At 64.7% G+C, this 21341-nt stretch carries 22 protein-coding genes and 1 tRNA gene; 12 read left to right on the forward strand and 11 right to left on the reverse strand.

Annotation, left to right across the window (positions count from 1 at the left end):
* The first annotated feature begins 158 nt into the window (after positions 1–158).
* The 3 genes from D8670_RS18465 (at position 159) to D8670_RS18475 (ending at position 3165) form a co-directional block, all read left to right on the forward strand.
* On the forward strand, positions 159–1409 hold the full coding sequence (locus D8670_RS18465; protein ID WP_121819582.1) for an RNA-guided endonuclease InsQ/TnpB family protein: 1251 nt from the start codon (positions 159–161) through the stop codon (positions 1407–1409).
* A gap of 176 nt (positions 1410–1585) precedes the next feature.
* Positions 1586–1882, forward strand: coding sequence for a hypothetical protein (locus tag D8670_RS18470; protein WP_121819583.1), 297 nt, complete (start codon positions 1586–1588; stop codon positions 1880–1882).
* A 230-nt stretch (positions 1883–2112) separates the two neighbouring features.
* On the forward strand, positions 2113–3165 hold the full coding sequence (locus D8670_RS18475; RefSeq protein ID WP_121819584.1) for a zinc-binding dehydrogenase: 1053 nt from the start codon (positions 2113–2115) through the stop codon (positions 3163–3165).
* 324 nt (positions 3166–3489) lie between these two features.
* On the opposite strand, the gene D8670_RS18480 is transcribed toward D8670_RS18475, so the two are convergent.
* Positions 3490–3978, reverse strand: coding sequence for a pyridoxamine 5'-phosphate oxidase family protein (locus tag D8670_RS18480; RefSeq protein WP_121819585.1), 489 nt, complete (start codon positions 3976–3978; stop codon positions 3490–3492).
* A 292-nt stretch (positions 3979–4270) separates the two neighbouring features.
* Between D8670_RS18480 and D8670_RS18485 the strand changes: the two genes are divergently transcribed.
* A complete protein-coding gene (locus D8670_RS18485; protein ID WP_121819586.1) occupies positions 4271–4762 on the forward strand; it encodes a universal stress protein in 492 nt (163 codons plus the stop codon).
* A 138-nt stretch (positions 4763–4900) separates the two neighbouring features.
* Here D8670_RS18485 and D8670_RS18490 read toward each other — a convergent pair whose 3' ends face one another.
* The 3 genes from D8670_RS18490 to D8670_RS18500 all read right to left on the reverse strand — a co-directional run bounded on the left by D8670_RS18490 (position 4901) and on the right by D8670_RS18500 (position 7279).
* Entirely contained in the window at positions 4901–5080 is a 180-nt protein-coding gene (locus D8670_RS18490; protein WP_121819587.1) for a hypothetical protein, read from the reverse strand.
* Positions 5080–5544, reverse strand: coding sequence for a DUF2243 domain-containing protein (locus D8670_RS18495; protein WP_375137286.1), 465 nt, complete (start codon positions 5542–5544; stop codon positions 5080–5082). The genes D8670_RS18490 and D8670_RS18495 overlap by 1 nt, the downstream gene beginning before the upstream one ends.
* Positions 5545–5869: 325 nt before the next feature.
* The gene (locus tag D8670_RS18500; protein ID WP_121819589.1) at positions 5870–7279 is read right to left on the reverse strand and encodes an FAD-dependent oxidoreductase; all 1410 of its coding nucleotides are present in this window, start codon (positions 7277–7279) and stop codon (positions 5870–5872) included.
* 565 nt (positions 7280–7844) lie between these two features.
* Here D8670_RS18500 and D8670_RS18505 point away from each other — a divergent pair.
* The 3 genes from D8670_RS18505 (at position 7845) to D8670_RS18515 (ending at position 10131) form a co-directional block, all read left to right on the forward strand.
* Complete coding sequence (locus D8670_RS18505; RefSeq protein WP_121819590.1) at positions 7845–8438, forward strand: class I SAM-dependent methyltransferase; 594 nt, start codon at positions 7845–7847, stop codon at positions 8436–8438.
* Positions 8439–8663: 225 nt separating this feature from the next.
* The gene (locus D8670_RS18510) at positions 8664–9068 is read left to right on the forward strand and encodes a helix-turn-helix domain-containing protein (protein WP_121819591.1); all 405 of its coding nucleotides are present in this window, start codon (positions 8664–8666) and stop codon (positions 9066–9068) included.
* A gap of 292 nt (positions 9069–9360) precedes the next feature.
* The gene (locus tag D8670_RS18515; protein WP_121819592.1) at positions 9361–10131 is read left to right on the forward strand and encodes a pirin family protein; all 771 of its coding nucleotides are present in this window, start codon (positions 9361–9363) and stop codon (positions 10129–10131) included.
* A gap of 207 nt (positions 10132–10338) precedes the next feature.
* Here D8670_RS18515 and D8670_RS18520 read toward each other — a convergent pair whose 3' ends face one another.
* Positions 10339–11394 (reverse strand): CNNM domain-containing protein, encoded by a 1056-nt coding sequence (locus D8670_RS18520; RefSeq protein ID WP_121819719.1) that lies wholly within the window; start codon positions 11392–11394, stop codon positions 10339–10341.
* Between the two features lie 267 nt (positions 11395–11661).
* Here D8670_RS18520 and D8670_RS18525 point away from each other — a divergent pair, with 267 nt between their 5' ends.
* The gene (locus D8670_RS18525) at positions 11662–12246 is read left to right on the forward strand and encodes a thymidine kinase (protein ID WP_121819593.1); all 585 of its coding nucleotides are present in this window, start codon (positions 11662–11664) and stop codon (positions 12244–12246) included.
* A 213-nt stretch (positions 12247–12459) separates the two neighbouring features.
* Here D8670_RS18525 and D8670_RS18530 read toward each other — a convergent pair whose 3' ends face one another.
* Entirely contained in the window at positions 12460–12984 is a 525-nt protein-coding gene (locus D8670_RS18530; RefSeq protein ID WP_121819594.1) for a macro domain-containing protein, read from the reverse strand.
* A gap of 119 nt (positions 12985–13103) precedes the next feature.
* Here D8670_RS18530 and D8670_RS18535 point away from each other — a divergent pair.
* Positions 13104–13178: transfer RNA gene (locus D8670_RS18535), tRNA-Met, on the forward strand.
* Positions 13179–13239: 61 nt separating this feature from the next.
* Here the strand turns inward: D8670_RS18535 and D8670_RS18540 are convergent.
* On the reverse strand, positions 13240–14580 hold the full coding sequence (locus D8670_RS18540) for an RNase J family beta-CASP ribonuclease (RefSeq protein WP_121819595.1): 1341 nt from the start codon (positions 14578–14580) through the stop codon (positions 13240–13242).
* A 247-nt stretch (positions 14581–14827) separates the two neighbouring features.
* On the opposite strand from D8670_RS18540, the gene D8670_RS18545 reads away from it, so the two are divergent.
* Complete coding sequence (locus D8670_RS18545; protein ID WP_121819596.1) at positions 14828–15337, forward strand: macro domain-containing protein; 510 nt, start codon at positions 14828–14830, stop codon at positions 15335–15337.
* Positions 15338–15375: 38 nt separating this feature from the next.
* Here D8670_RS18545 and D8670_RS18550 read toward each other — a convergent pair whose 3' ends face one another.
* Together D8670_RS18550 and D8670_RS18555 are read right to left on the reverse strand one after the other, a co-directional pair.
* Positions 15376–16044, reverse strand: a complete 669-nt coding sequence (locus D8670_RS18550) for a DUF7504 family protein (RefSeq protein ID WP_121819597.1) — start codon at positions 16042–16044, stop codon at positions 15376–15378.
* Between the two features lie 470 nt (positions 16045–16514).
* A complete protein-coding gene (locus D8670_RS18555; RefSeq protein WP_121819598.1) occupies positions 16515–17489 on the reverse strand; it encodes a DMT family transporter in 975 nt (324 codons plus the stop codon).
* Positions 17490–17646: 157 nt separating this feature from the next.
* Between D8670_RS18555 and D8670_RS18560 the strand changes: the two genes are divergently transcribed.
* Positions 17647–18132 (forward strand): Lrp/AsnC family transcriptional regulator, encoded by a 486-nt coding sequence (locus tag D8670_RS18560; RefSeq protein WP_121819599.1) that lies wholly within the window; start codon positions 17647–17649, stop codon positions 18130–18132.
* Between the two features lie 3 nt (positions 18133–18135).
* On the opposite strand, the gene D8670_RS18565 is transcribed toward D8670_RS18560, so the two are convergent.
* The gene (locus tag D8670_RS18565; RefSeq protein ID WP_121819600.1) at positions 18136–19248 is read right to left on the reverse strand and encodes a M24 family metallopeptidase; all 1113 of its coding nucleotides are present in this window, start codon (positions 19246–19248) and stop codon (positions 18136–18138) included.
* A 156-nt stretch (positions 19249–19404) separates the two neighbouring features.
* Here D8670_RS18565 and D8670_RS18570 point away from each other — a divergent pair, with 156 nt between their 5' ends.
* Positions 19405–19848 (forward strand): DUF7992 family protein, encoded by a 444-nt coding sequence (locus tag D8670_RS18570; RefSeq protein WP_121819601.1) that lies wholly within the window; start codon positions 19405–19407, stop codon positions 19846–19848.
* On the opposite strand, the gene D8670_RS18575 is transcribed toward D8670_RS18570, so the two are convergent.
* The gene (locus D8670_RS18575; protein WP_121819602.1) at positions 19833–21242 is read right to left on the reverse strand and encodes an alkaline phosphatase family protein; all 1410 of its coding nucleotides are present in this window, start codon (positions 21240–21242) and stop codon (positions 19833–19835) included. The genes D8670_RS18570 and D8670_RS18575 overlap by 16 nt on opposite strands.
* Positions 21243–21341: the final 99 nt, after the last annotated feature.

Here is a 21341-nt window from a genome sequence, read left to right on the forward strand (position 1 = left end):
TGATCTAATCGCCGACGACTATCTTTCTGCGAGGAGAGAATCCCGCCGTTTACGGCGGGAGTGAATCCGACAACGCGGATGCCAACCACCGTCGATGGCAGGTTGGATATTCAATGCCAATCCACACTATTAAGTCGGTTTGTCTACATAGGCTATACATGGCGGTTGAGGACACTCGCACCTACGTTGGTTCTATCCAGAACCAGCGACAGGTCAGCGATGACCTCGATTCGCTCGGAGATTCCGCCTCAAAAATCTGGAACGTCGCACGCTGGACAGTCGACCGCATCTGGGACGCAACCGGCGAAATCCCAGATGAAGGCACGCTGAAAGCGTATATGAAGAACCAGTCATGCTGGAAAGATTTGAACGCACAATCCAGTCAGAAAGTCATCGAAGAACTTTCTGACGCTTTCCAGTCGTGGTTCGACCTGCGACAGAACGACCCAGAGGCAAACCCGCCCGGCTACCGCAAACACGGCGACACTCGACCGCATAGCACGGTCACGTTCAAAGCAGACGGGTTCAAACACGATCCCGAGAACAACCGCGTCCGACTCTCAAAAGGCTCGAACCTCAAAGAATCGTGGTCGGACTTCATCCTCTGTGAGTACCAGACTCGCCCGGACGTTGACCTTTCGGAGGTCAACAGGGTACAGAACGTTCGTGCCGTCTGGAACGGTGACGAGTGGGAACTGCACTTCGTCTGCAAAGTCGAACTCGAAACCACCGACTCCGTAGGCGACGAAGTGGCAGGTATCGACCTTGGCATCAAGAACATTGCCACGGTCGTATTCCCCAACGGATACGTGCTGTACCCCGGCAACACGCTCAAAGAAGACAAGCACTACTTCACTCGAGCAGAGTACGATACTGAGGGGGAGAACGGGCCCTCGGAGAAGTCGATGTGGGCACGTCGGAGACTCGCGGACCGTGAAACGCACTTCTACCACGCGCTTACGGATACCATCATTACGGAGTGTGTTGAACGCGGTGTTGGCACGCTCGCGGTGAGCTGGCCCGAAGACGTGCGAGAATCTGACTGGGGCAAGACTGGCAACAAGAAGTTGCACTCGTGGGCGTTCGACCGCATCTACCAGTACCTCGAATACAAAGGAGAGATTCGTGGCGTTGAGGTGCTGAAGGAAAACGAGTGGGACACCAGTAAGACCTGTTCACGGTGTGGTGACGACACGAAGTCGAACCGTGTCGAACGCGGCCTGTACGTTTGCTCGTCGTGCGAGTTGGTAGCCAACGCGGATTGCAACAGTGCGGAGAACATGCGACAGAAGATAACTCCGAGTCCTCACGGTGTGGATAGGAGTAACGGCTGTGTGGCACAGCCATCGATATGCCTGTTCGACCGCGAGAGCGGGACGTTTCGGACGAGAGAGCAGGCCGTGTCGTAGACCGGCAAATATCCCAACGTGCGGTACGGGAAGCCTCGCCGTAAACGGCGAGGAGGATGTCACTTCGGCATCCGCGGTGAAGAACTCTCGCCTCGCTCACCGGCCGCCGAGGTCGTTCCGGTGGGAACTACTAAGCAACCACGCGGCGAATCCCGGAACGGGAGGGTTCGATACACATGAGCGATTCCGAGGGCGACCGGGACGATCCGACGACGGTTCACTTCACCGATGGAACGGCGGAGGCGTACTCCGTGGTCGTGCGGCCGTACGACTCGAACTGGCTCTACGCGTTACGCCCGGACACGGCGGCGAACCACTGCGTACTCAACGCCGAGAACGTCACCCGTATCGAGGCCCAGACCGTCGCCCAACTCGAGGAGGGGGTCGGATACTGCGACTTCGACCGGCGCGACGGGATCGAGACCTTCGTCAGGCAGGAGAGCTGGATTGCGGTAGAGAACCACCGTGATTGATGGCTGCCGCTCGCGGCTGCGATACTACCGCCGCTGAACGCGCTCGACGGCGGCTCGCACTCGATGCCCAGTACCTCTTAATCGCCGTGCCCCGGTAATCATCGGCGATTCACTCGCGTACTGTCACCGTTCAGGGGCCGCTGCCGAAGTCCCGCCCCGGTCACTATGCCATCTGTATTATACAGGCCAAACTATAGGCTACCGGCGAGTAAACGAAAGGACGGGACGATATGAAATCATTCGTCATGAGGGAGATCGGGGAGACGGGCATCGTGGAGAAGGAGCGGCCCGACCCGGGTCCGGCGGACGCCGTCATCGAACCGACGGTCGGGTTGATCTGTACGTCGGACTGCCACACGGTTCACGGGGCGATCGGCGAACGCGAGGACCTCACGCTCGGGCACGAAGTCGTCGGCGTCGTCGACGAGGTCGGGAGCACCGTGGACGACTTCGAACCCGGCGACCGGGTGGCCGTCGGGGCGATCACCCCCGACTGGAACTCGGAGGCAGCCCAGGACGGGCACCCGTCGCAGTCGAACGGTCCGCTGGGGGGATGGAAGTTCGCCAACGTCAAGGACGGGACCTTCGCGGAGTACGTCCACGTCAACGACGCCGACGGGAACCTCGCGCACATTCCAGAGGACGTGACCGATCACGAGGCGGTCTACACGGCCGACATGTTGAGCACCGGCTTCGCGGCGGCGGAGAACGCCGACGTTCCGGTCGGGGGGACGGTCGCCGTGTTCGCCCAGGGGCCGGTCGGGCTGATGGCGACGAAAGGCGCTGCCTTGCAGGGCGCGGGGGAGATCATCGCCGTCGAGACCGTCGAACAGCGAAAGGAACTCGCCAGAGCGTACGGCGCCGACCACGTCGTGGACTTCGGCGAGGTCGATACGGTCGAAGAGATCACGGCACTGACCGACGGGCGGGGCGTCGATGCCGCTATCGAAGCGCTCGGTGCCGACGGGACGCTGCAGGACTGCATCAAAGTCACCAAACCGGGCGGGACCGTCTCCAACGTCGGCTATCACGGGGACGGCGAGTTCCGACACATTCCCCGCGAGGAGTGGGGCGTCGGCATGGCCGAGATCGACATCGTGACCGACCTCTGTCCCGGCGGGCGGCTCCGTATTCGGCGGCTGCTGCGAATGCTGGAGAACGACCGGGTCGACCCGACCGAGATGACGACCCACGAGTTCGCGTTCGACGAGATCGAAGAGGCGTTCCGGATGATGGACGAAAAGGAAGACGACGTCATCAAACCGCTCATCCGCTTCGAGTAGGCCCGTCGAACGTCCGTTCGGGCCGTTTTCGCACCGGCGTGCGATATCGGGGGGTCGTCCCCTCTGCAAACTCTGCTCTGTCTCCCCGCAGTTCACCTCTTATCGGCCGTGGGCCGCTTGGTCGCCCAGCGAAAAGACCGAGAAGACCGCTGGCCAGGGACTCACGTCGCGGCGGCGAACAGGACGAGACCCGTCATCGATACCGGGTGGAACCGAGCAAGATCAGCGGTACTTGGAGGCAATGCCGAACGTGACGGGCGAGAGTCGTCGCGGCCGGGAGACTTCGAAGACCTACGGCTTCGTCCCCGACTGTCCGAATCCGCCCTACTGGTCGCTGCTCGATTGTTGGTGGAACGGATACGAAGGCGATTGCATATCGTGCTTGATGCCGGTTGATTCCTCGATCCGAAACCTGTAAAACTCGTTTCCTTCCCTCTCGTTTGCCGTTTCGATCACCCCCGGCCGCCAGATGGGCATTTGAGCATCTGTGAGCTCCGATCGCTCCTCTTCGGAGAGTATCTCTATCGTCCCGGTTACGGAGACGCTCCGCCAGTGAAACATTTCGGCGTTGTACACGAGGAAGCTGGCGGGCTGGGACCGCGCGGAGAGGGCCGCCTTTCGACTCTCCTCCCCGACTACGTAAAAGAAATACAGGTGCGATCCCCCGTCGTATCCGTACGACATCGGGACCAGATATGGCGCGTCCTCCGTGGAAAGCCCGAGGACCCCCTGGCTCTGATTCCTGAGGAACCTCTCGATCTCTTCGTCCCCCATCTCTCGTAGCCCGTACTCGCTGAGATGCTCGATCGTCATCCCTACTCCGAGATTCCGGGGCGAGCTATATAATTTGTATCGGGTATTCTCTTATCATTTGCATCAGTGGATACGGACTCGCTTGGGCTCGTAAGTCCTCCTGGCACACCGCCGGGACAGGAGACGCGCGGTACCGCGAGTCAGTGTCCGCGTTCTCGGAGCGCGTTCATCGCGGTTTCCGCCCCAGTTCGTGATGCGCGAGTTGCGACGGTAGCCGCCAGCGCGGCCGGTGGTGACTTCCGCCGATCTCGGCGCGGCATATATTGATAGTTCCGGGCGGGATACTACAGGTATGACGTTCGTCGTCCCTTTCGACGGATCGGAGATCTCAGCCGCGGCTCTCGGCAGAGCCGTCGAGTACGGAAGCGTCCTTGACGAGGATACCGTGGCGGTGAGTATCGTCCCCGAGCGGAAACGGTACGCGAGGGAGAAAGGCTGGATCCGGGAGGGCGAGACGTACGACGTCGACGCCGTCATCGAGCAACTCAGAGAGCAGGTGAGCCGTCTCGCTCCGGACGCCACCTTCGAGCACGAGCGGATCCGGGAGTACCCTCCCTCGGAGGAGATCGCGGACCACATCAGGCGGATCGCCGCTCGACACGATCCGACTGTCATGTTCCTCGGCAGCGAAAACGTGGGCAGCGTCATCACTCCTCTGACGAGCGTCGCCGCCAACGTTGCCGCCGAGAAGACGTACGACGTCTACATCGTGCGCCATCGCTCGCCCCCGGAGATCGAGGAGTTGGCGGCTCGTTCGGAGCGCTCCGGACAGTCCGATTCGTAGCGGACCATTGCCGTCACGGCGGACCAGACGATCGATTCACCGTTCACACGGGGGCACGCAGCGACGGCTGCTTCCCGGGCGAGAAACGAGGTGACCGACGAGCCGCGACCGTACACGAACGGCGTCGACGCCGACGTTTCAGATACCGTATCGCTCCAACAGCCGGTCGGCGATGAACACCGCGCCACCGATGACGACCCAGAGTAACGGAACGACGGCGAGTAGTACCACCCAGTGTGGGGCCGGCGTCGTTGCGGTGGTATGTAGCTGGCCGACCACCGACGGCTCTGCGGTCACGAGCAAGTGACCATATCCCATCACGCGCGTTCCTCCGCCTCGCGGTCCCGGTTTCGCATCCCCGTACTGTAGACGTAGTACCCTGCGCCCACGAACAAGAGGCTAACCGCGATCCAGTGAGGGTTGTACTGTCCGCCGAGCGAGAGGGGTTCACCCCCCTGTCCGACGGGCTGGTGAAGGCCCAGAAGGGCGTGATCGACCACGGCGTCGAAGACGTCGAACACGCCGAGTCCGATCATTGCGGTACCGCCCAGCGGTCGCACGGCCAGCGGGACAGCGGTCCGGCGTTCCGCCTGCCAGAGAAGCCCCGCCCCCGTTCCCGCAATGATCACCATCCCGATCGAGAACACCCCGTCGGCGAAGACGTTGACTCGAAGGCCGTCCAGCGTGTCCATCGGGTAGATCCCTGACAGTAAGTGGTGCCACTGGAGGACGTGGTGAAGGACGAGCACGTCGATCAGTCCACTGAACCCGAATCCGAACACTCCCGCCGCGAAGAGCGCTCGTCGCGTCACTGCGGTTCGTGCGTGACCTCGTTCAGCGTTCGATCGTTCGGTCATTGCGTTCGTCGTTCGCTGTCCGCACGGAAAGTTCGGCAGGTCCGGGCTGCGATCGCGTTGACAAATCGACGCCGCCCTCTCCTTCATGTTGGCTCGTAGCGGAGGAGGCTTCGCGTCGGCGGGAAGCGTACTCGATGGCGCACCGCTTCGTCTGCTCGACGGCTCGTTCCGACGCTTCGCCGCGGGTCCAGATCGCCTCGGTGGTGACGGAATCCGCCCTGGTGGGGCTAACCCCCGTTTGCGGGTCGGGTTAGAGACGGCCGCCGAGCACCTTTGCCGCCGTAAGGATAGGGTCCCACGTCGTGTTGAACGGGGGCGCGTAAGCGAGGTCGTAGTCGGAGAGCTCGTCGACGGTCACCCGTTCGGTCACCGCCGCGACGAGGGAGTGGCTCCGGTGGACCGCCCCTTCCCCGTACTCTGAGACGAGACACCCACCGAGAACGCGACCGGACGCGCGGTCCGCAGTAAGTGTCACCTGTACTGTTCCGCCCTCGGGATAGTAGCCCGCGCGGGACTTCGCCTCGATAGTCTCGGTGACGGGCTCGAAGCCGGCGTCGGACGCTTCCTCGGGGTGAACGATGCCGGTTCGAGCCGCCTCGACGTCGAAGGCTTTGACGGCGGCGGTTCCCGCGACGCCGCCGCCGGAGGACGGGTCGCCGGCGACCGTTTGACCGACCGCTCGACCGTGTCGGTTCGCGGTCAGAGCCAATGGACTGAAAACCGGTTCGTCGGTCACGACGTGGGTGGCCTCGGCGCAGTCGCCCGCCGCGTACACGCGTGAGAGATTGGTTTGCCGATATCGATCGGTCGCGATGGCACCCGTCGGGCCGAGTTCGATCCCGGCGTCTTCGGCCAGCTCCGTCCGCGGCCGGACACCCGTTCCGAGGAGGACCATATCCACCGGAACTCGGGTGTCTCCCGTCACGACTGCCTCTACTGTTTCGTCACCGTCGAGTCCTTCGACCGCCGCATCCAGGTAGACTGCGACGCCCTGCTCTCGGAGATGCTCGGCGATGGCGTCGCTCGTCGGCTGACTGAACGTCTTGAGGATGCGGTCGCCGCGCTGGAAGAGGTGGACTTCGAAGTCGTTCGCCACAAGCGCTTCAGCCATCTCGATCCCGATATAACCGCCACCGACGATGCCGACCGGCCCGTTGCAGTTTTCGAGGTACTGACAGGCGGGCCCCCTATCGGGTTGGTGGAAATCCTCCTCGGACCGGGCCCGTGCGACGTATTCGCGCAGTTCCTTCCCGTCGGTCATCGACCCGAGCGTGTAGACGCCGTCGCGATCGACCCCGTCGATTGGCGGCACGACGGCATCGGCACCGACCGCGATGAGGAGGTCGTCGTACTCCTGAACGACCTCGCCGTCGGCACTGCGCGCGGTGACGACGCGTTCGTCGGGATCGATATCGACGACCTCGTGACCGACCCGGAGATCGATATTCCGGTTCTCGCGGAATTCCTCGGGCGTTACAGAGACGAGATCGTCGAGCGACTGGATCTCGCCTTTGATGTAGTAGGGCAAGCCACAGGCCCCGTACGAGACCCACGCCCCCTTCTCGAAGACGACCACGTCGAGGTCCGGGTCGTCCCGTTTCGCCTTGCTCGCGGCCGACATCCCGGCGGCGTCGCCGCCGACGACCACAAACGTACGCATACGGGAACTCCGACTGCGGTATTGAAAAGCCTGGGGCAAGGTCGGGGGACTCTGAGCGGATCTGAGGGGCATGGCGGTCGGAACTCCGTCTGTACAGCCCAGAATCATTTCTTCACTGTTTTCAGCGGAGCGGTGACGCCGGGAGAGACGACGAGCGTCTCCGAAATGACGGCGTACCCGCGGTGGAGTTCGCGGTTGGACCGATTCGGTCACACTGCCGCAGAGTGTACGACCGTCGACGCCCTCGTCGACGACAGAGAGCTTACGTCCGCCTGTCGGTGGTTCTGGCCTCCGAAACCCTGGTCAGTGTCCCACGCTGATCGACATCGCTGGATCCCCCACACCACCGGTACTACGTCGGAAGCACTCCGCCGAGCGGAGGAATACTTAAGAAAGGGAACCACGTAGTGTTGGGCGTGAATCCCAATATCGATGACAGAGATCGAGACGCACGACTCGTGACGGGCGGACTGCTGTCCGGTGACGGTCTCGCAAGCACCGCGGCGGCGCAGACAAGTCCTCCGTATGGGGTCATGGGCGTCGATACGGACGTCGCTCGGTAACGATGGAACGGTTTCAGAACACGGGGCAACCCGACTGGGACTGGTGGGGACGACTCTGGCCGACCCCCGGAGAGACACTGCGTCGCTTGGGTGTCAGGCCCCGAGACGCGCTCGCCGAGATCGGGGCCGGGAACGGCTATTTCACACTACCTGCGGCCCGGATAACCAGTCCGGCACCGGTGTACGCGCTCGACCTCGACGAGTCGCTTCTCGAGGAACTCGACCGTCTCGCCGACCGGCAGGACGTCGAGAACGTCGTCGCCATCCACGGCGACGCCAGAGATCTGGACAGCAACCTCCCGCGTGACGTGGATACGGTCCTCCTCGCGAACACGTTCCACGGGATCTCGGACCCCGAACCCCTCGTTCGCGCAGTCGCGGAGTTGCTCTCGCCCGGCGGGAGGTTTATCGTCATAAATTGGCACGACCGGCCGAGAGAGGAGACGACTGTGTTGGATGCGCCTCGGGGGCCTCCCACCGAGCTCAGAGTATCTCCCGCGGAGACGCGGCGCCTCGTCGAGGACGCCGCCTCGTTCGAACGAGTCCGTCAGGTAGAGCTGCCTCCCTATCACTACGCCCTCTGCTTCGAGCGGTAGGACTACCGAGGTCGTCGTTCGGGACTACGTCTGTCCCCGTACGGATTCGTGACGGCGCCATTGTGTTGCGAAATTATGTGAATAGACCACAATACTAATGCGCCCGATCCCGTCTGCGTATCTGTTTGGGCGACCGCGTTGCTGGCTATGGGCGAACGAGCGCAGGATTGTATAATCCTCACACAAGTCTTTTAACCGCATAGCGCCTAGGTGAGCGTGATAATAATGCCAGATTCGATGTCCGAACAACTCCAGCAAGACATGGAGTGCGAGGGGCTTCTCGAGTGTTTCCACGGGCTCAAGCAACTCGACAAGGAGTGCTTCCAGGCGCTCGTCAGCACCGAGGACCCGCTTACCGTCGACGAGATCGCCGACGCCGTCGACCGCGAACGGTCGACCGCGTACCGCGCCGTCCAGCGACTGCTGCAGGCCGGCTTCATCCAGAAAGAGCAGGTCAACTACGATCAGGGCGGCTACTATCACGTCTACAAGCCGACGGACCCCTCGAAGATCTCCGACGACATGCAGCGGATGCTCAACGACTGGTACGCGAAGATGGGCCAACTCATCCAGGAGTTCGAGACCAAATACGAGCAGCAAGACGCGACGACGCCCTCCGTCGAAGGCTGAACCGCCGTCCCGGTTGCGATCGTCTCTCCTTACGAGCCTGCTACGGCGTTCCTGCGGAAATCTCGACACGGAAGATACGCGATGCTGTGTCTCGCTGATCGCTCCCCCACATCTCGCGGAAGTTGACGAGGGGGTGCGGCAGCGCCCTCGTGGACTCGACTTGCGTTCTGGAGAAATCCTCGGTCGCTCTTAACGGAGCGGCTATCGACGGCTGACGGGTTCGCGGACACCTATTCGGCCTGAACTCAGAAGCTCAGAACGCATTTAGCGCCTGCCGCCCTACGTTTCTTCGATGGACGACTCAGCGCCGTCACGAACGCAGCCACCGATACATACGGCCCCGCGAACGTCGATCTCACAGAACCAGGGCAAGTTCAGGATCCACTTCAATTTCCCGGGGCGTACGCTCCCGGGTCACGACGACCACGGGTACGGCCCGCTGGCGACGGTCGTCGAGTCGTTCATGGACCCGGGGACGCTGATCCGGATGCACCAGCACCGCAACGAGGAAATCGTCTCGTGGGTGCCCGACGGCGTCATGCGCCACGACGACCGCCGGGGCAACGAACTCGTCACGGATCCGGACCACTTGATGGTGATGAACGCCGGCAGCGGCTTCTGGCACGCCGAGGAGACGTACGAGGACGACCCGCCGCTCCGGATGCTACAGATCTTCGTCCGCCCGCACAGTCTCGGCCTCGATCCCGCCATCCAGCACGAGCCGATTCCCGACGCGGTCCCCAACGAGTGGCGGCACCTGTTCGGCCCCGAGGACGGGGACGCGCCGCTGTACGTCCGGAACGCCGTCGACTTTTACGACTGCCGTCTCGACGCCGGCGCAACGGTTACGCTGCCCTCTCGACCCGGACGGGACATCTATCTCTACGTGTTCGACGGTGCGGTGAAGGCTGGCGACGGCGCGGCCGAGATCGGCTACACCGAAAGCGCGCTCGTGACGGCCGAGGACGACGTGGCCGTGACGGCCACCGAGCAGTCGACCGTCGTCGCGTTCAGTATCGATCCGGACGCCCCTATCACCCGACAGGGAACGATCGGTCGCTGAGCAGGGATTACGGTCACTACCGACATCCTCACTACCGACGCCGCTCGTGAGGGAGGACGACTACTTCGATCGAACGTTCCACTTCCGTCAGTGGTCACTAGGATCTCCCTGTCGACGGTTTGGCGTTGTAACACCTCAGACAACCAGCGCAGGCAGAGAGAGGCGTCATACGGGGTGCGATTTCCGGTCGGCACTTCTCGCCGACAGCTACGCTTGGTCGAGGGGGTCCTCGACGTCACCCATGATGGACTCGAACGCGTCGGTCACGGTCGCCAGACCGACGACGGCTCCGTCCTCGATGACGAGCGCGAGTTCCTGATTCTCCGCCTGGAACTGGTCGATCGCATCGCTCACGTCGGTGTCCGGGGACAGCGTCATCGGTGGGGCCGCCAACTCGGCGAAGTCGATGTCCCCCGACGCGAGGTCTTCGCGGTGTCTCGCGAACACGGGGAAGTAGACGATCCCCCGAAAGTCCGTTAGGTCCTCGCCGACCAACGGGTACCGCGTATGTGGTGTTTCCTCCATCCGGCGGAAGTTCTCCTCGGGGTCGGCGTCCGTCGACAGGGCGACGATCTCGTCGTCGGGAATCATGATGTCTCGGACCGGCCGCTCGCCGATCTGTAGCGCGTTCATCACCTCTTCGTAGCGTTCGTCCGTCAGATCACCCTGTTCGAGGACGCTCCCGAGGCGGTTCCGGAGGTCCGCCCGCGACTCGATGACTTCCTCTTCCGTTTCGAGCCACGCGCCGGTCATCTCGACGCCGAAGAGTCTGAGCGTCCCTTTCGCGATCCAATCGCCCAGCGTGATGACCGGCGAGATGAGCCGGTTGAACCAGTACAGGGGGGTCGCGCCGTATCGACACACCAGCCGGGACCGTTCGACGCCGAGATAGGTCGGCGTCTGTTCACCGTGGGTGAGATGGAGGAGGTTGATGATCAGGAACGCGATGATCCCCCCCGTTCCGATCGCGGCGAGAGCCGTGTTCTCGAACAGCGGCTCGAACAACGCCGCCAACGCCGGTTCGGCGACGATACCGACCGCGATACTCGACGCGGTGATTCCCACTTGACAACTCGTCAGGTAGATCTCGAGGTTATGAGTCATCTCCCACGCCCGCTCCAGCGATAGGTTGTCTCCGACGAACTCCTCTTCCGAGTACTGCCGAGCACGGGTCAGCGCGAACTCGATCGCGACGAAAAAGCCGTTCGTGAGAATCAGTAAGACCCCGGCGATCAGCCGTCCCGTGATCTCGAGCGTATTCATCGCCATGGTGTCCGGATGAGTTTATCCCGGAGTGACGCGTTTAGATGTGTTGCTTCCGTAGCCCTGAGTACTCTCTTCCGGCTGGAGCTCTCGTTGACCGGTTCGAACCATCCGCCAAGAGTCGTCCTCGCGTGCGGAGAAACAGCGAACTTCGAATCCGTCTGTATCTGCGCCGTACGTAGTCGCCTGCGGGATACGTACCTCGATAGGTCAGCCCGTGGACTAAACCGACACCCATTTCCTGCCCGACTTGAATCCATCAGTGGGATGCACAAAATCACGAACAGCGGGTGGGTCGAGGTGATCACCGGGTGTATGTTCTCCGGGAAGACCGAGGAGCTCCTCCGCCGGCTCCGCCGGGCCGAGATCGCCGGTCAGGACGTCGCGGCGTTCAAGCCCGCGCTGGACGACCGCTACGGCGAGGGGACCGTCGGAACGCACAACGGTCGCCAGTGGGACGCCACCGTGGTCGACCCCGAGGAGGAGATCTGGGAGATCCCCGACCATCTCAACGGCGAAGAGGTCGTCGCTATCGACGAGGCAAACTTCTTCGGCGAGGGGCTGATCGAGGTCTGCGAGCGGCTGGCGGCCGACGACCGGCGAGTCATCGTGTCGGGCACCGACCAGACCTTCCGCGCCGAGCCCTTCGAACCGCTGCCGCGGCTCATCACGCTCGCCGAGTACGTGGACAAGTATCAGGCCATCTGCGCCCAGTGCGGGGAGCCGGCGACCCGCAACCAGCGACTCATCGGCGGCGAACCCGCTCACGTCGACGACCCGACCATCATGGTCGGCGCCGACGAGTCCTACGAGGCGCGATGCCGGAACTGCCACACGCTCCGGACCGACTAGGTCGGGCGCGAGTGCGCCGCGACGGGGCGGATCGAGATCGCCCAGACCGGCCGTGAGCCACGAGATTCGCGGCTATCACGCTTCGCGCTCGGAGGTCTGAACTCTTCTATCTCCCTGTGACCGCCGTCGCGATCCGCACCGACGAGAGCGCTGACGGCGATACCGTTCACCGGTTCGGCCGATGCGGAACCCCGCCGTGACACCTCCGTCCCCTCACGGCGAGGGAGTACTGTCGGGACGGAGGGCGGCGATCACCTCTCGGAGGCAGGCGTACTCGGAGTCGGTGTACGCGAGGACTTCGACGTCCGTCAGCGTCGACGGATCGTGGCTCCGGACCGCTTCGCACACTATCCGCGCACCTTCGGCGAACTCGTACCCCTCAGTTCCGGTCCCGAGTACCGGGAGCACCAGCGACTCACAGCCCGCTGCCTCTGCTTTCCGTAAGGCGTTCCGAGTCGCGGCGCGAATGCTCTCCGCGGAGGCTTGTTCGCTCCCGTAACTTGGCGTGGCAGCGGCGTGAAGGACGTAGTCGGCGTCGAGGTCGTACGCGTCGGTGACGGCCACTTCGCCCAGATGGAGCGGGGTCTCGGCCCTCGCTTCCTCGGCGATCGGCCCGTCGGCCGCGCGACGGAGCGCGCTCGCGACGCCGTCCTCCATCCGCAGGTTCGTCTCCGCGGCGCTCACAAGGGCGTCCGCCTCCCGATCGGCTATATCTCCACGTGCGGCGGAAAATTCCATACCGCCGACACGCGCTCGGAACGGGTATACATTACTACCACGCCAGAATTGACCATCTCTCTCCCCCCTGACAATCCACTTTATGAAGACTTTTCAATCTGAGCTCGAAAGGGACGGACAGCGGGATGGGATAGCCCGGATATTCCGTCAGACTCATGATCTGAAGAGCGGTGGTTCAAATCCACCTCCCGCTATCTACCTGTGGTCGATACCGCGGAACGGCAGCCAGAGTCCATCGAACGGCACGGGACGAGGTTAGACCAGCTGGATGGTGTTCCCGTTACTCGTCACGTGCAGGTCGCGGCCTAGTTCGTACCCTTCCTGTCCGGCGAGGTCGACGTAGCCGGAGAAGCCACTCATGTCCTGGTGGGCGGGGATGACGTGCTGGGGCTGGAGCGCGTCGAGCATCTCGTAGTGGCCCTCCTGACGGAGGTGACCGGAGACGTGGACGTCGTCGTAGATTCGCGCTCCCTGCATCTTCAGCAGGCGCTCGGACTGGTAGCGCTGGCCGACGTTGGTCGGTTCCGGGATGACCCGGGCCGAGAAGATCACCTTGTCGCCGTTATCGATCTGGTAGGGCGTCTCGCCGCGGCCCATCCGGGTGAGCATCGCGCGCGGTTCGCCCTGGTGGCCCGTCACCACGGGCAGGAAGTTCTCCTTGCCCTCCTTCATGATCCGCTTGAACGCCCGATCGACGGACTGACGGTGGCCGAACATCCCGACGTCGTCGGGGAACGGGGTGCCCAGCTTGTCGGCGGTACCGGAGTACTGCTCCATCGAGCGGCCCAGAAGCACCGGCTCGCGACCGATCTCCTTCGCGAACTCGACGATGCTCATCACGCGCGCGATGTGGCTGGAGAACGTCGTCGCGACGATGCCGCCGTCGTAGTCCTCGAGGCTCCGCATCACGTCTCGGAGTTGTTCTCGAGCGACTGCCTCGCTGGGCGTTCGGCCCTTCTTGTTCGCGTTGGTGCAGTCCTCGATGTAGCAGAGGACCCCGTTGTCCTCGCGGCCGATCTCCCGGAACCGCTTCATGTCGATGGGGTCGCCCAGCACCGGCGTATGGTCCATCCGCTTGTCGAGACCGTACACGACTGCTCCCTCCGGCGTGTGCAGGACGGGGTTGATCGCGTCGATGATGGAGTGAGTGACGTTGACGAACTCGAGTTCGCAGCGCTCGCCGATGCTCATCGTCTCGCCCGCCTCCATCGCGACGAGCTCGTTTTCCATCTCGAACTTGCTCTCGTCCTGTATCTCCTCCTTGACGAGTTCGAGTGTGAACGGCGACGCGACGATTGGCGCGTCGTAGCGGTGGCCCAGTTTCGTGATCGCCCCGATGTGGTCGAGGTGGCCGTGGGTCGGTACGATCGCTTTCACCTCGCCTTCGAGGTCGGACATGATGCGGTCGTCGGGGATCGCGCCCATGTCGATCAGGTCGAGGCTGTGCATCTGCTCGGTTCGAACGTTGTCGTGAATCAGTACCTGGGAGAGGTTGAGTCCCATGTCGAAGATGACGATGTCCTCGCCCGCACGGACGGCAGTCATCTGGCGGCCGACTTCCTCGTAGCCGCCGATAGTTGCGATTTCGATTTCCATGATTTGGGTCCGATCAGGGCGGTCCCAGGATCCGTTACGGGTCCCATCCGGTCAGGGAGAGCGGGCCGGAAAACGAGTTCACGGCTCGACGCCGTCGAATACGCGGACCCGCTCGGGGACAGCACGTCTTTCGGCTACGTGAACCGTGGGCCTCACGGTATAAATACCCAGTGACCCATAGGGCTCGCGATTCGGCAGCGCTGCCCTCGGCGATCGGTTTTAGACGGACTATCGCGTACGATCGCGCATGGAGTTCACGGTCGTCCGAGGCGATATCGCGAACGAGAGCGCCGACGCGCTCGTGAACGCTGCCGGCACGAGCCTCCGGATGGGAAGCGGGGTCGCCGGCGCGCTCCGGCGCGGTGCCGGCGGACCGATCAACGAGGAAGCCGTCTCGAAGGGACCGGTGGACCTCGGCGAGGTCGCCGTCACCGACGCGTACGACCTCGACGCCGACTACGTCCTCCACGCCGCCGCGATGCCTCACTACGGCGACGGGCGCGCGACGACAGAGAGCATCCGCGACGCGACGGTCAACGCGCTGGAGAAGGCCGACGAACTGGACTGCGAGTCGGTCGTCCTCCCGGTACTGGGGACGGGCGCGGCGGGGCACTCGTTCGAGGAGGGGGCCAGGATCGTCTGCGAAGCCGTACGGGGCTACGACTCGTCGACCCTCGACGACGTTCGGGTGATCGCGTACTCCGAGAGCGAGTACGGGACGCTCGAACGCGTCGCCGACGAAGTCCGCGCCGAGTGATCGAACCGGGGAGGTCGCTCCCCCCACAGTTCGTCCTCTCAACGCGGCGATGTCGGACGGTGACGACCGCTCGTCGGTTGGAACTCGAACTCGAGGTGGCCTTCGGCCGTTCGGGTGACCCAGAGGACGCCGTCGACCAGTTCCGTCAGCGCCGCCATCGTCGCCTCGTCGTGGGCGGTGTAATCGACGCCGAGTATCGTGAGCCCGCTCCCGGTCCGGAGACCGATAACCCGCTCAATGACGGAGCGGACGCGGCTCATCGGGGCGTTTTCGAGCATCGGCGTCAGCGAGCGGACGACGAGGTGACGCGTTCCGCTCGACGGGAGTCGGTTGCCGTCGAGATCCGAGATCGCCAGCACCAACCGTTCGAGATCGCCTGGCGACGGCACGAACACCACCGGGGTCTCGTCGTACAGCGCGTTCAGGTACTGCCGTTCCGAGGCCGCGTCCACGATCCCGATCGACTGCGGACCGGAGTCCGTTCGGACGGCGTCGTAGGCGGCCAGCGTCCGATCCGCGCTCTCTGTCGTCGTCACGATCATCGCGGCGTCGTCGGGGCCGCCGAGTCGGTGTAGCGCGCGGAGGCCGAGCGCATACGTCGATGGTTCTACCGTCCCCGCGATCAGCACGGTACCCGGAGCGACATCACTCGGGAACGCGTCGGCTCCCACCGTATCTCGGTCGAGCGCTTCGGTGGTTTCGTCCACCGTTAGCCGTCTCCCAGCGGTCGAGCGCCGTTCGGCGTCCCGGACAGTCGTGCGACAGTTTCCTCCGGGTAATAGCGGGCCTCGCAGGCCGGGCACTCGACGACGGTGACCTCGCCCACCCAGTCGGTCGCGACGGAAAGCTCCCGCGCGTACACCGTTCGATCGACGAGTTCTGTCCCACAGTCCGAACACGGAATATCTGTTTCCTGAATCATGGTCGTGGCGGTACGTGTTCTGGCCCGTCGCGGTTCCCACCGCTGTCCGTGGAACGGGCAGCCGGCACGGCGCATCTCAGAGCAGTGCCATCGGGGACGAACCCGCCGTCGGGACAGACCGATGGGCGAACGAAGAAAGACGGGACCGAATCCCTATACGTTAGTCCTTTCTTCGATGAGCGTAAGTATGTTTTGCCGCTTCCGCCGCGCCGCACGGTCGACTGGTCTCGGTCGCGCGGCGACCTCACCGCCCCGTCAGTCGCCGCGGTCGGGCGGTTCGAGGTCCGCGTTCGAGCCCGGCGCACGGATCTCGGCGATAGCTCGCCGCATGGTGTCGCGACTGACGATCGTGAACCCCGCGGCGACCGCGAGGAACCCGACGACCGTCGCGGCCTCGATCGATCGACCGAAGACGAGCACCGAGACGAACGTCGCCGAGACGGGTTCGAGATACGCCACGAGCGTCGTCTCCGTCGCGCCGACGCACCGGACCAGCCGGAAGTACAGGAGGTAGCCCCCGGCGCCGGCGACCAGCGTGATGTACAGGAGCGCCCCGAGGCCGACCGGCGTCATGGACCGGATGGGGGGCACTGATTCCCCGCGGAGGACGGCCCCGCCGAACAGCAGGGCCGCGCCGACGAGCATTGCCCATCCCTGCAGCGCTTCCGACGGCAGGTCCCCGTCGAAGAGCTGAACGGAGACCGAGCCGACGGCGAACAGCGCCGTTCCGAGGAACACGAGCCCGACGCCGATGGCTCTCGACGGGAGGGCCGCGGCCCCGAGCGACGGCTGCGAGATGACGACGACGCCGGCGAGCCCCAGACAGAACCCGCAGACGTCGGACAGGCCCCGCGATTCGCCGAGGACGGGAACGGCGACGAGCGCGGCCACGACCGGCGACATCGTCGTCACGACCGCGGCGACCGCTCCCGAGACGTACTGCGTGCCGACGTAGAGCCCGCCCTGATACCCGCCGAACACGAAGCCGCCGACGACGGCGACGCCGAGGACTTCGCGTCGCGCTCGCGGCAGCAGCCGGTCGGTCGTGGCGGCCGCGTAGGCGAGCACGATACCGCCGGACACGGCGTATCGGATCCCCGCCGCGCCGAGCGGCGGCAACTGCGACACGACGACGTCGATAGCCGGGAAGCCGGCCCCCCAGAGGAGCCCGAGTCCGACGATGGCGAGGCCGGCCGGGACGCGGAGCCGCGTCCGGTGTTGCGCTATCATGTTCTGGTAGCGCTCGATACTCCCCGAATCGCTAATAATGGCGCTAAGGCGGCAGTCTCTCGGCGGGATCCCGGAAAATCCGGAACGAATTCGATTCCACGCCGACCTGAGGGGTGATACTCGAAACCATTACGAAACCGGGGATGTCACACCGCACATGGACGAGAAAGACGTTCGAATACTGAAGGCGATGGAAGACCTCGAAACGACGAGCACGGACGCGGTGAGCGACGCGACCGGGATCCCGGTCTCGACGATCCACTATCGACTCAACAACCTCCGGGAAGCGGGCGTCGTCCGGAACGACCGCCTGGACGTCGACCTCGACGAACTCGGGCTGGGCGTCACGATCCTCGTCGAGGTCTTTACCAAGGACGACCGGTCTCACACCGAAAGCGGCGAGGCGATCGCCGACATCGAGGGCGTGACCAAGGTGTTCTTCACAATGGGCGGCACGGACTTCATCGCGCTCGCGAGACTTCCCGACAGCGACGCCGTCGAGCGGCTCGTCTCGGACTTCGAGGACCTCGACGAGGTGGCGCGGACGAACTCCACCTTCGTCATCGAGCGCGAACTCGACAGCCACTATCCGCTGCAAAACTACTCTGCGGGGACGCTGGTCGACGAACTCGTCGACGAGTAGTCCTCAGAGCGGTTCCCACCCGCGGGGGGAGTGGTTCAGGCGGTCGCACCCGTCGTCCGTGACGACGATCAGATCCTCGATGCGGACGCCGAACTCGCCGGGGAGGTACACCCCGGGCTCGACGCTGAACACCATCCCCGGTCGCAGTTCCGTCTCGTTCCCGTCGGTGATAAACGGCGCCTCGTGGACGTCCAACCCGACGCCGTGACCGGTGCGGTGAGTGAAGCGCTCGCCGTAGCCGCCCTCCTCGATCACTGACCGAGCGGCGGCGTCGATAGACTCCGCGGTGACTCCGGGTTCGACAGCGTCGACGCCAGCCTCCAGCGCGTCGTGTACGGTCTCGTGAACGTCCTCGAACTCGGCCGGCGGCGAACCGTCGAACACCACAGTTCGGGTCTGGTCGGCGGGATAGCCGTCGACGCTGCCGCCGAAGTCGAGCACGACGGGGTCCCCGGGCTCGATGACGCGGTCGCTCCGCCTGTGGTGGGGGTGAGCGCCGTTGGGGCCCGACCCGACTATCGTCTCGAACGCCGGCCCCGAGGCACCGGCTTCCCGGAGTCGCCGGTCGATCTCGTCGGCGAGTTCGCGTTCGGTCATCCCCACGGCGTCCGCCCCCATCGTTCGGATCGCCTCGCTGACCTCGTCGGTCAGCGCGCCCGCCTCGCGCATCGCGGACAGTTCGCGGTCGTCCTTCTCCATCCGGAGCGGGTCGAGCACGTCGCTGGCGAGGCCGAACGTCGCGTCGGGCAGCAGCGACCGGAGATCGAGGACGAACGTCGCCCACATCGCGTCGTCGAGGAGGACTGTCCCGTCGTCGAACGGGAGGTCCCGGAGCACCGATTCGAGAATCGGTCGCGGACCCGTCGAGTCGTCCCACGTCCGCACGTCCGAGACCCAGCTCTCCCCTTCGATCTGTTCCCGGTACATGGTCGGCGCGACGAAGACCGGGTCGCCGTCGCGCGGGAGTAACAGGAGCAGGTGGCGCTCGCTCGGTTCGTCGGAGAAGCCGGAGAGGTACAGCATGTTCGACCCCGCCGCGAGGACCACCCCGACGACGTCGTTCGCCTCCATCTCCGCCTGACACCTGCGCGTACGTCGTTCCAGCGCGTTCTCCATGGTTGTCGTCTCCGCGGACCGCGTAATGAATCTGTGTGTCTCGCGCGGGCCGATCGCGGTCGGCGGTGGCGGTCGACTGTCGCGACCCGGCGCGTCACCCTCGTCGGCCGACACACGGTGCAAAGCCCCATACTCCTGGGCGTCCCACGATGAACTATGACACTCGACGTCGAGACGCCAGATCCGCCGTCGCTCAGCGGTGCACAGGACCCGGGGGACTACGACGCCGTCGACGAACCGGTGGACACCGGCGACGACTACCGTCGCGAGGCGCTGGCGGAGTTCCTGGAGAGCGGCGCCTGGGACGACGCCTTCGACGACTGGGCGGACCGCACGTACCTGACCGAGGCCGAGTTCCGGGCAGTCCTCGACGCGGACCTGATCGACGAACTGGACTTCTACTGGAACCCGTCTGCCGAGGACGTGGGCTACCGAGCGCCGAGCGTGCCCGTCGATCTGCCGGCGACGCCCGACCTCGACAGGAGCGACGTCCGCGGCATCGAGGAGGAACTGGACGACCTCGCCCGCACCGTGAGCGAGGTGCTCGAAAACGACTACATCCACCGCAGCAGCGAGGAGTTCGGCTACGACTGGGAGTGAGGCAGGGCCGCCGGGAGGACGGACTCCCGTTCGAACCCTCCGCCGACGTCGTCTCCGATCCCGAGCAGGTCCGCGACGGTCGGGGCGACCGACCGCACGTCGACTGTCTCGGGGAGCGACGCGTCGGGCGCGGCCGGTCCGCCCAGGCCGAACAGCGGGAGGGTATCCTTGTCGACGCGACCGTGGGACCCGCCGACCTTCGACGGGTCCAGCGACGCCAGTCCCGACTCCCCGACGAACAGCTCGCACGGATCGAACCCGGGTTTCGCGTGGATGTCCATGTCGGTCGCGTACGGCGGTCGCTCTCCGCCGTCGGGCCACCAGTAGTACTGGAACCAGGCGTCGCGCTCGGCGATCAGGACGAGGTCGCCAGCGTCCTCGTGGTCGACCGCCCGCGCTTGCTTGCCGTCGTCGTCGAGGATCTCGGCGATACCGGAGAGCGGTTCGAGGACGTCGCGGACCGCCGGCAGGACGCCGTCGTCGGCGTAGACGTGCGCGACCTGGTGGTCGACCATGGCGAACGCCGCGGACTCCGCCAGGTCCACGTCGCCGTCGTCGGCCGTCGCGAGCAGGCCGGCCGCTCTGAGCGCTCGGTTCGGGAAGACGGGTGTGTCGACGTCGTGGAACCCGTACTCGCTGCAGACGGCGACCGCCGTCTCGTCCCAGCGGCCGTCCGTCCGGAGCGCGTCGAGGAACTCCTCGAACATGCCGTCGACGGTTTCGAGGGCCGCTTGCAGGACGTCCGATCCGGCCCCGTCGCGCAGGCCGGCGTAGTCGAGGTGGGGGACGTACACCCACAACATGTCGGGGTCGTACCGCCGAACGCTCTCTCGGGCGGCGTCAAGGATCCACTCGGTGCTCTCCTCGTTCGCGCCCGGCCCCCAGTAGCGGTGCAGCGGGAAGTGGCCGAGCTCCTCCCGGAGGTCGTCGTAGAACCCGTCCGGGTTCGTCCAGCAGTTCATCTCGACCAGGTCGTTGTTCTCGTCCTCTATCGGCGACGGCGTCACGGCGACGTCGGCCGAGGTCCCGATCAGGTGCTGGAAGAAGAACGCACCGGTGGTCAGGTCCGTCTTCTCGGTCGCCGCCTCCCAGAGCCGGGTCCGCCCGTCGCGGTCACGCTCCCAGAAGGCCGCCTCGTCGGTCTCCCTGTCGTACTCGCCGCTCGCCACGTCGCCGTGGGTCCGCGGCGACCGGCCCGTCGCGATGGTCGTCTGCGCCGGGACCGTCAGCGCGGGGAACCGCGGGCGCAGGTCCGCGGCGGTCCCGTCGAGCAACTCGGCGAGGTTCGGCATCGATTCGAGGTGGTCCGCTCGCAGCCCCACGACGTCGAGGACCACGACGCGTTCCGCCTCGGCCGTTCCGTCGTCCGGGCCGCGATTCGATGGGGGAGTCACGGTACCGTCTCGTCGTCCGCGTCGGATGTTTGTTATCCGACGTATACCCGCCCGGAGCGGCACGGTATGCGGTTCCTTACGAGGATATCACATGTGATA

The sequence above is a fragment of the Halostella limicola genome (genome assembly GCF_003675875.1).
In the GTDB taxonomy this organism is placed as follows: Archaea; Halobacteriota; Halobacteria; order Halobacteriales; family Natronoarchaeaceae; genus Halostella; species Halostella limicola.

Excerpts from the sequence above, each read along its gene's own strand:
- D8670_RS18560 (WP_121819599.1), top strand. The coding sequence starts at position 17,647 with ATGGACGAGAAAGACGTTCGAATACTGAAGGCGATGGAAGACCTCGAA.
- D8670_RS18505 (WP_121819590.1), top strand. The coding sequence starts at position 7,845 with ATGGAACGGTTTCAGAACACGGGGCAACCCGACTGGGACTGGTGGGGA.
- D8670_RS18470 (WP_121819583.1), top strand. The coding sequence starts at position 1,586 with ATGAGCGATTCCGAGGGCGACCGGGACGATCCGACGACGGTTCACTTC.
- D8670_RS18565 (WP_121819600.1), bottom strand. The coding sequence starts at position 19,248 with ATGGAGAACGCGCTGGAACGACGTACGCGCAGGTGTCAGGCGGAGATG.
- D8670_RS18520 (WP_121819719.1), bottom strand. The coding sequence starts at position 11,394 with ATGAATACGCTCGAGATCACGGGACGGCTGATCGCCGGGGTCTTACTG.
- D8670_RS18475 (WP_121819584.1), top strand. The coding sequence starts at position 2,113 with ATGAAATCATTCGTCATGAGGGAGATCGGGGAGACGGGCATCGTGGAG.
- D8670_RS18480 (WP_121819585.1), bottom strand. The coding sequence starts at position 3,978 with ATGACGATCGAGCATCTCAGCGAGTACGGGCTACGAGAGATGGGGGAC.
- D8670_RS18555 (WP_121819598.1), bottom strand. The coding sequence starts at position 17,489 with ATGATAGCGCAACACCGGACGCGGCTCCGCGTCCCGGCCGGCCTCGCC.
- D8670_RS18465 (WP_121819582.1), top strand. The coding sequence starts at position 159 with ATGGCGGTTGAGGACACTCGCACCTACGTTGGTTCTATCCAGAACCAG.
- D8670_RS18515 (WP_121819592.1), top strand. The coding sequence starts at position 9,361 with ATGGACGACTCAGCGCCGTCACGAACGCAGCCACCGATACATACGGCC.
- D8670_RS18500 (WP_121819589.1), bottom strand. The coding sequence starts at position 7,279 with ATGCGTACGTTTGTGGTCGTCGGCGGCGACGCCGCCGGGATGTCGGCC.
- D8670_RS18570 (WP_121819601.1), top strand. The coding sequence starts at position 19,405 with ATGACACTCGACGTCGAGACGCCAGATCCGCCGTCGCTCAGCGGTGCA.
- D8670_RS18510 (WP_121819591.1), top strand. The coding sequence starts at position 8,664 with ATGCCAGATTCGATGTCCGAACAACTCCAGCAAGACATGGAGTGCGAG.
- D8670_RS18545 (WP_121819596.1), top strand. The coding sequence starts at position 14,828 with ATGGAGTTCACGGTCGTCCGAGGCGATATCGCGAACGAGAGCGCCGAC.
- D8670_RS18525 (WP_121819593.1), top strand. The coding sequence starts at position 11,662 with ATGCACAAAATCACGAACAGCGGGTGGGTCGAGGTGATCACCGGGTGT.
- D8670_RS18540 (WP_121819595.1), bottom strand. The coding sequence starts at position 14,580 with ATGGAAATCGAAATCGCAACTATCGGCGGCTACGAGGAAGTCGGCCGC.
- D8670_RS18485 (WP_121819586.1), top strand. The coding sequence starts at position 4,271 with ATGACGTTCGTCGTCCCTTTCGACGGATCGGAGATCTCAGCCGCGGCT.
- D8670_RS18490 (WP_121819587.1), bottom strand. The coding sequence starts at position 5,080 with ATGGGATATGGTCACTTGCTCGTGACCGCAGAGCCGTCGGTGGTCGGC.
- D8670_RS18530 (WP_121819594.1), bottom strand. The coding sequence starts at position 12,984 with ATGGAATTTTCCGCCGCACGTGGAGATATAGCCGATCGGGAGGCGGAC.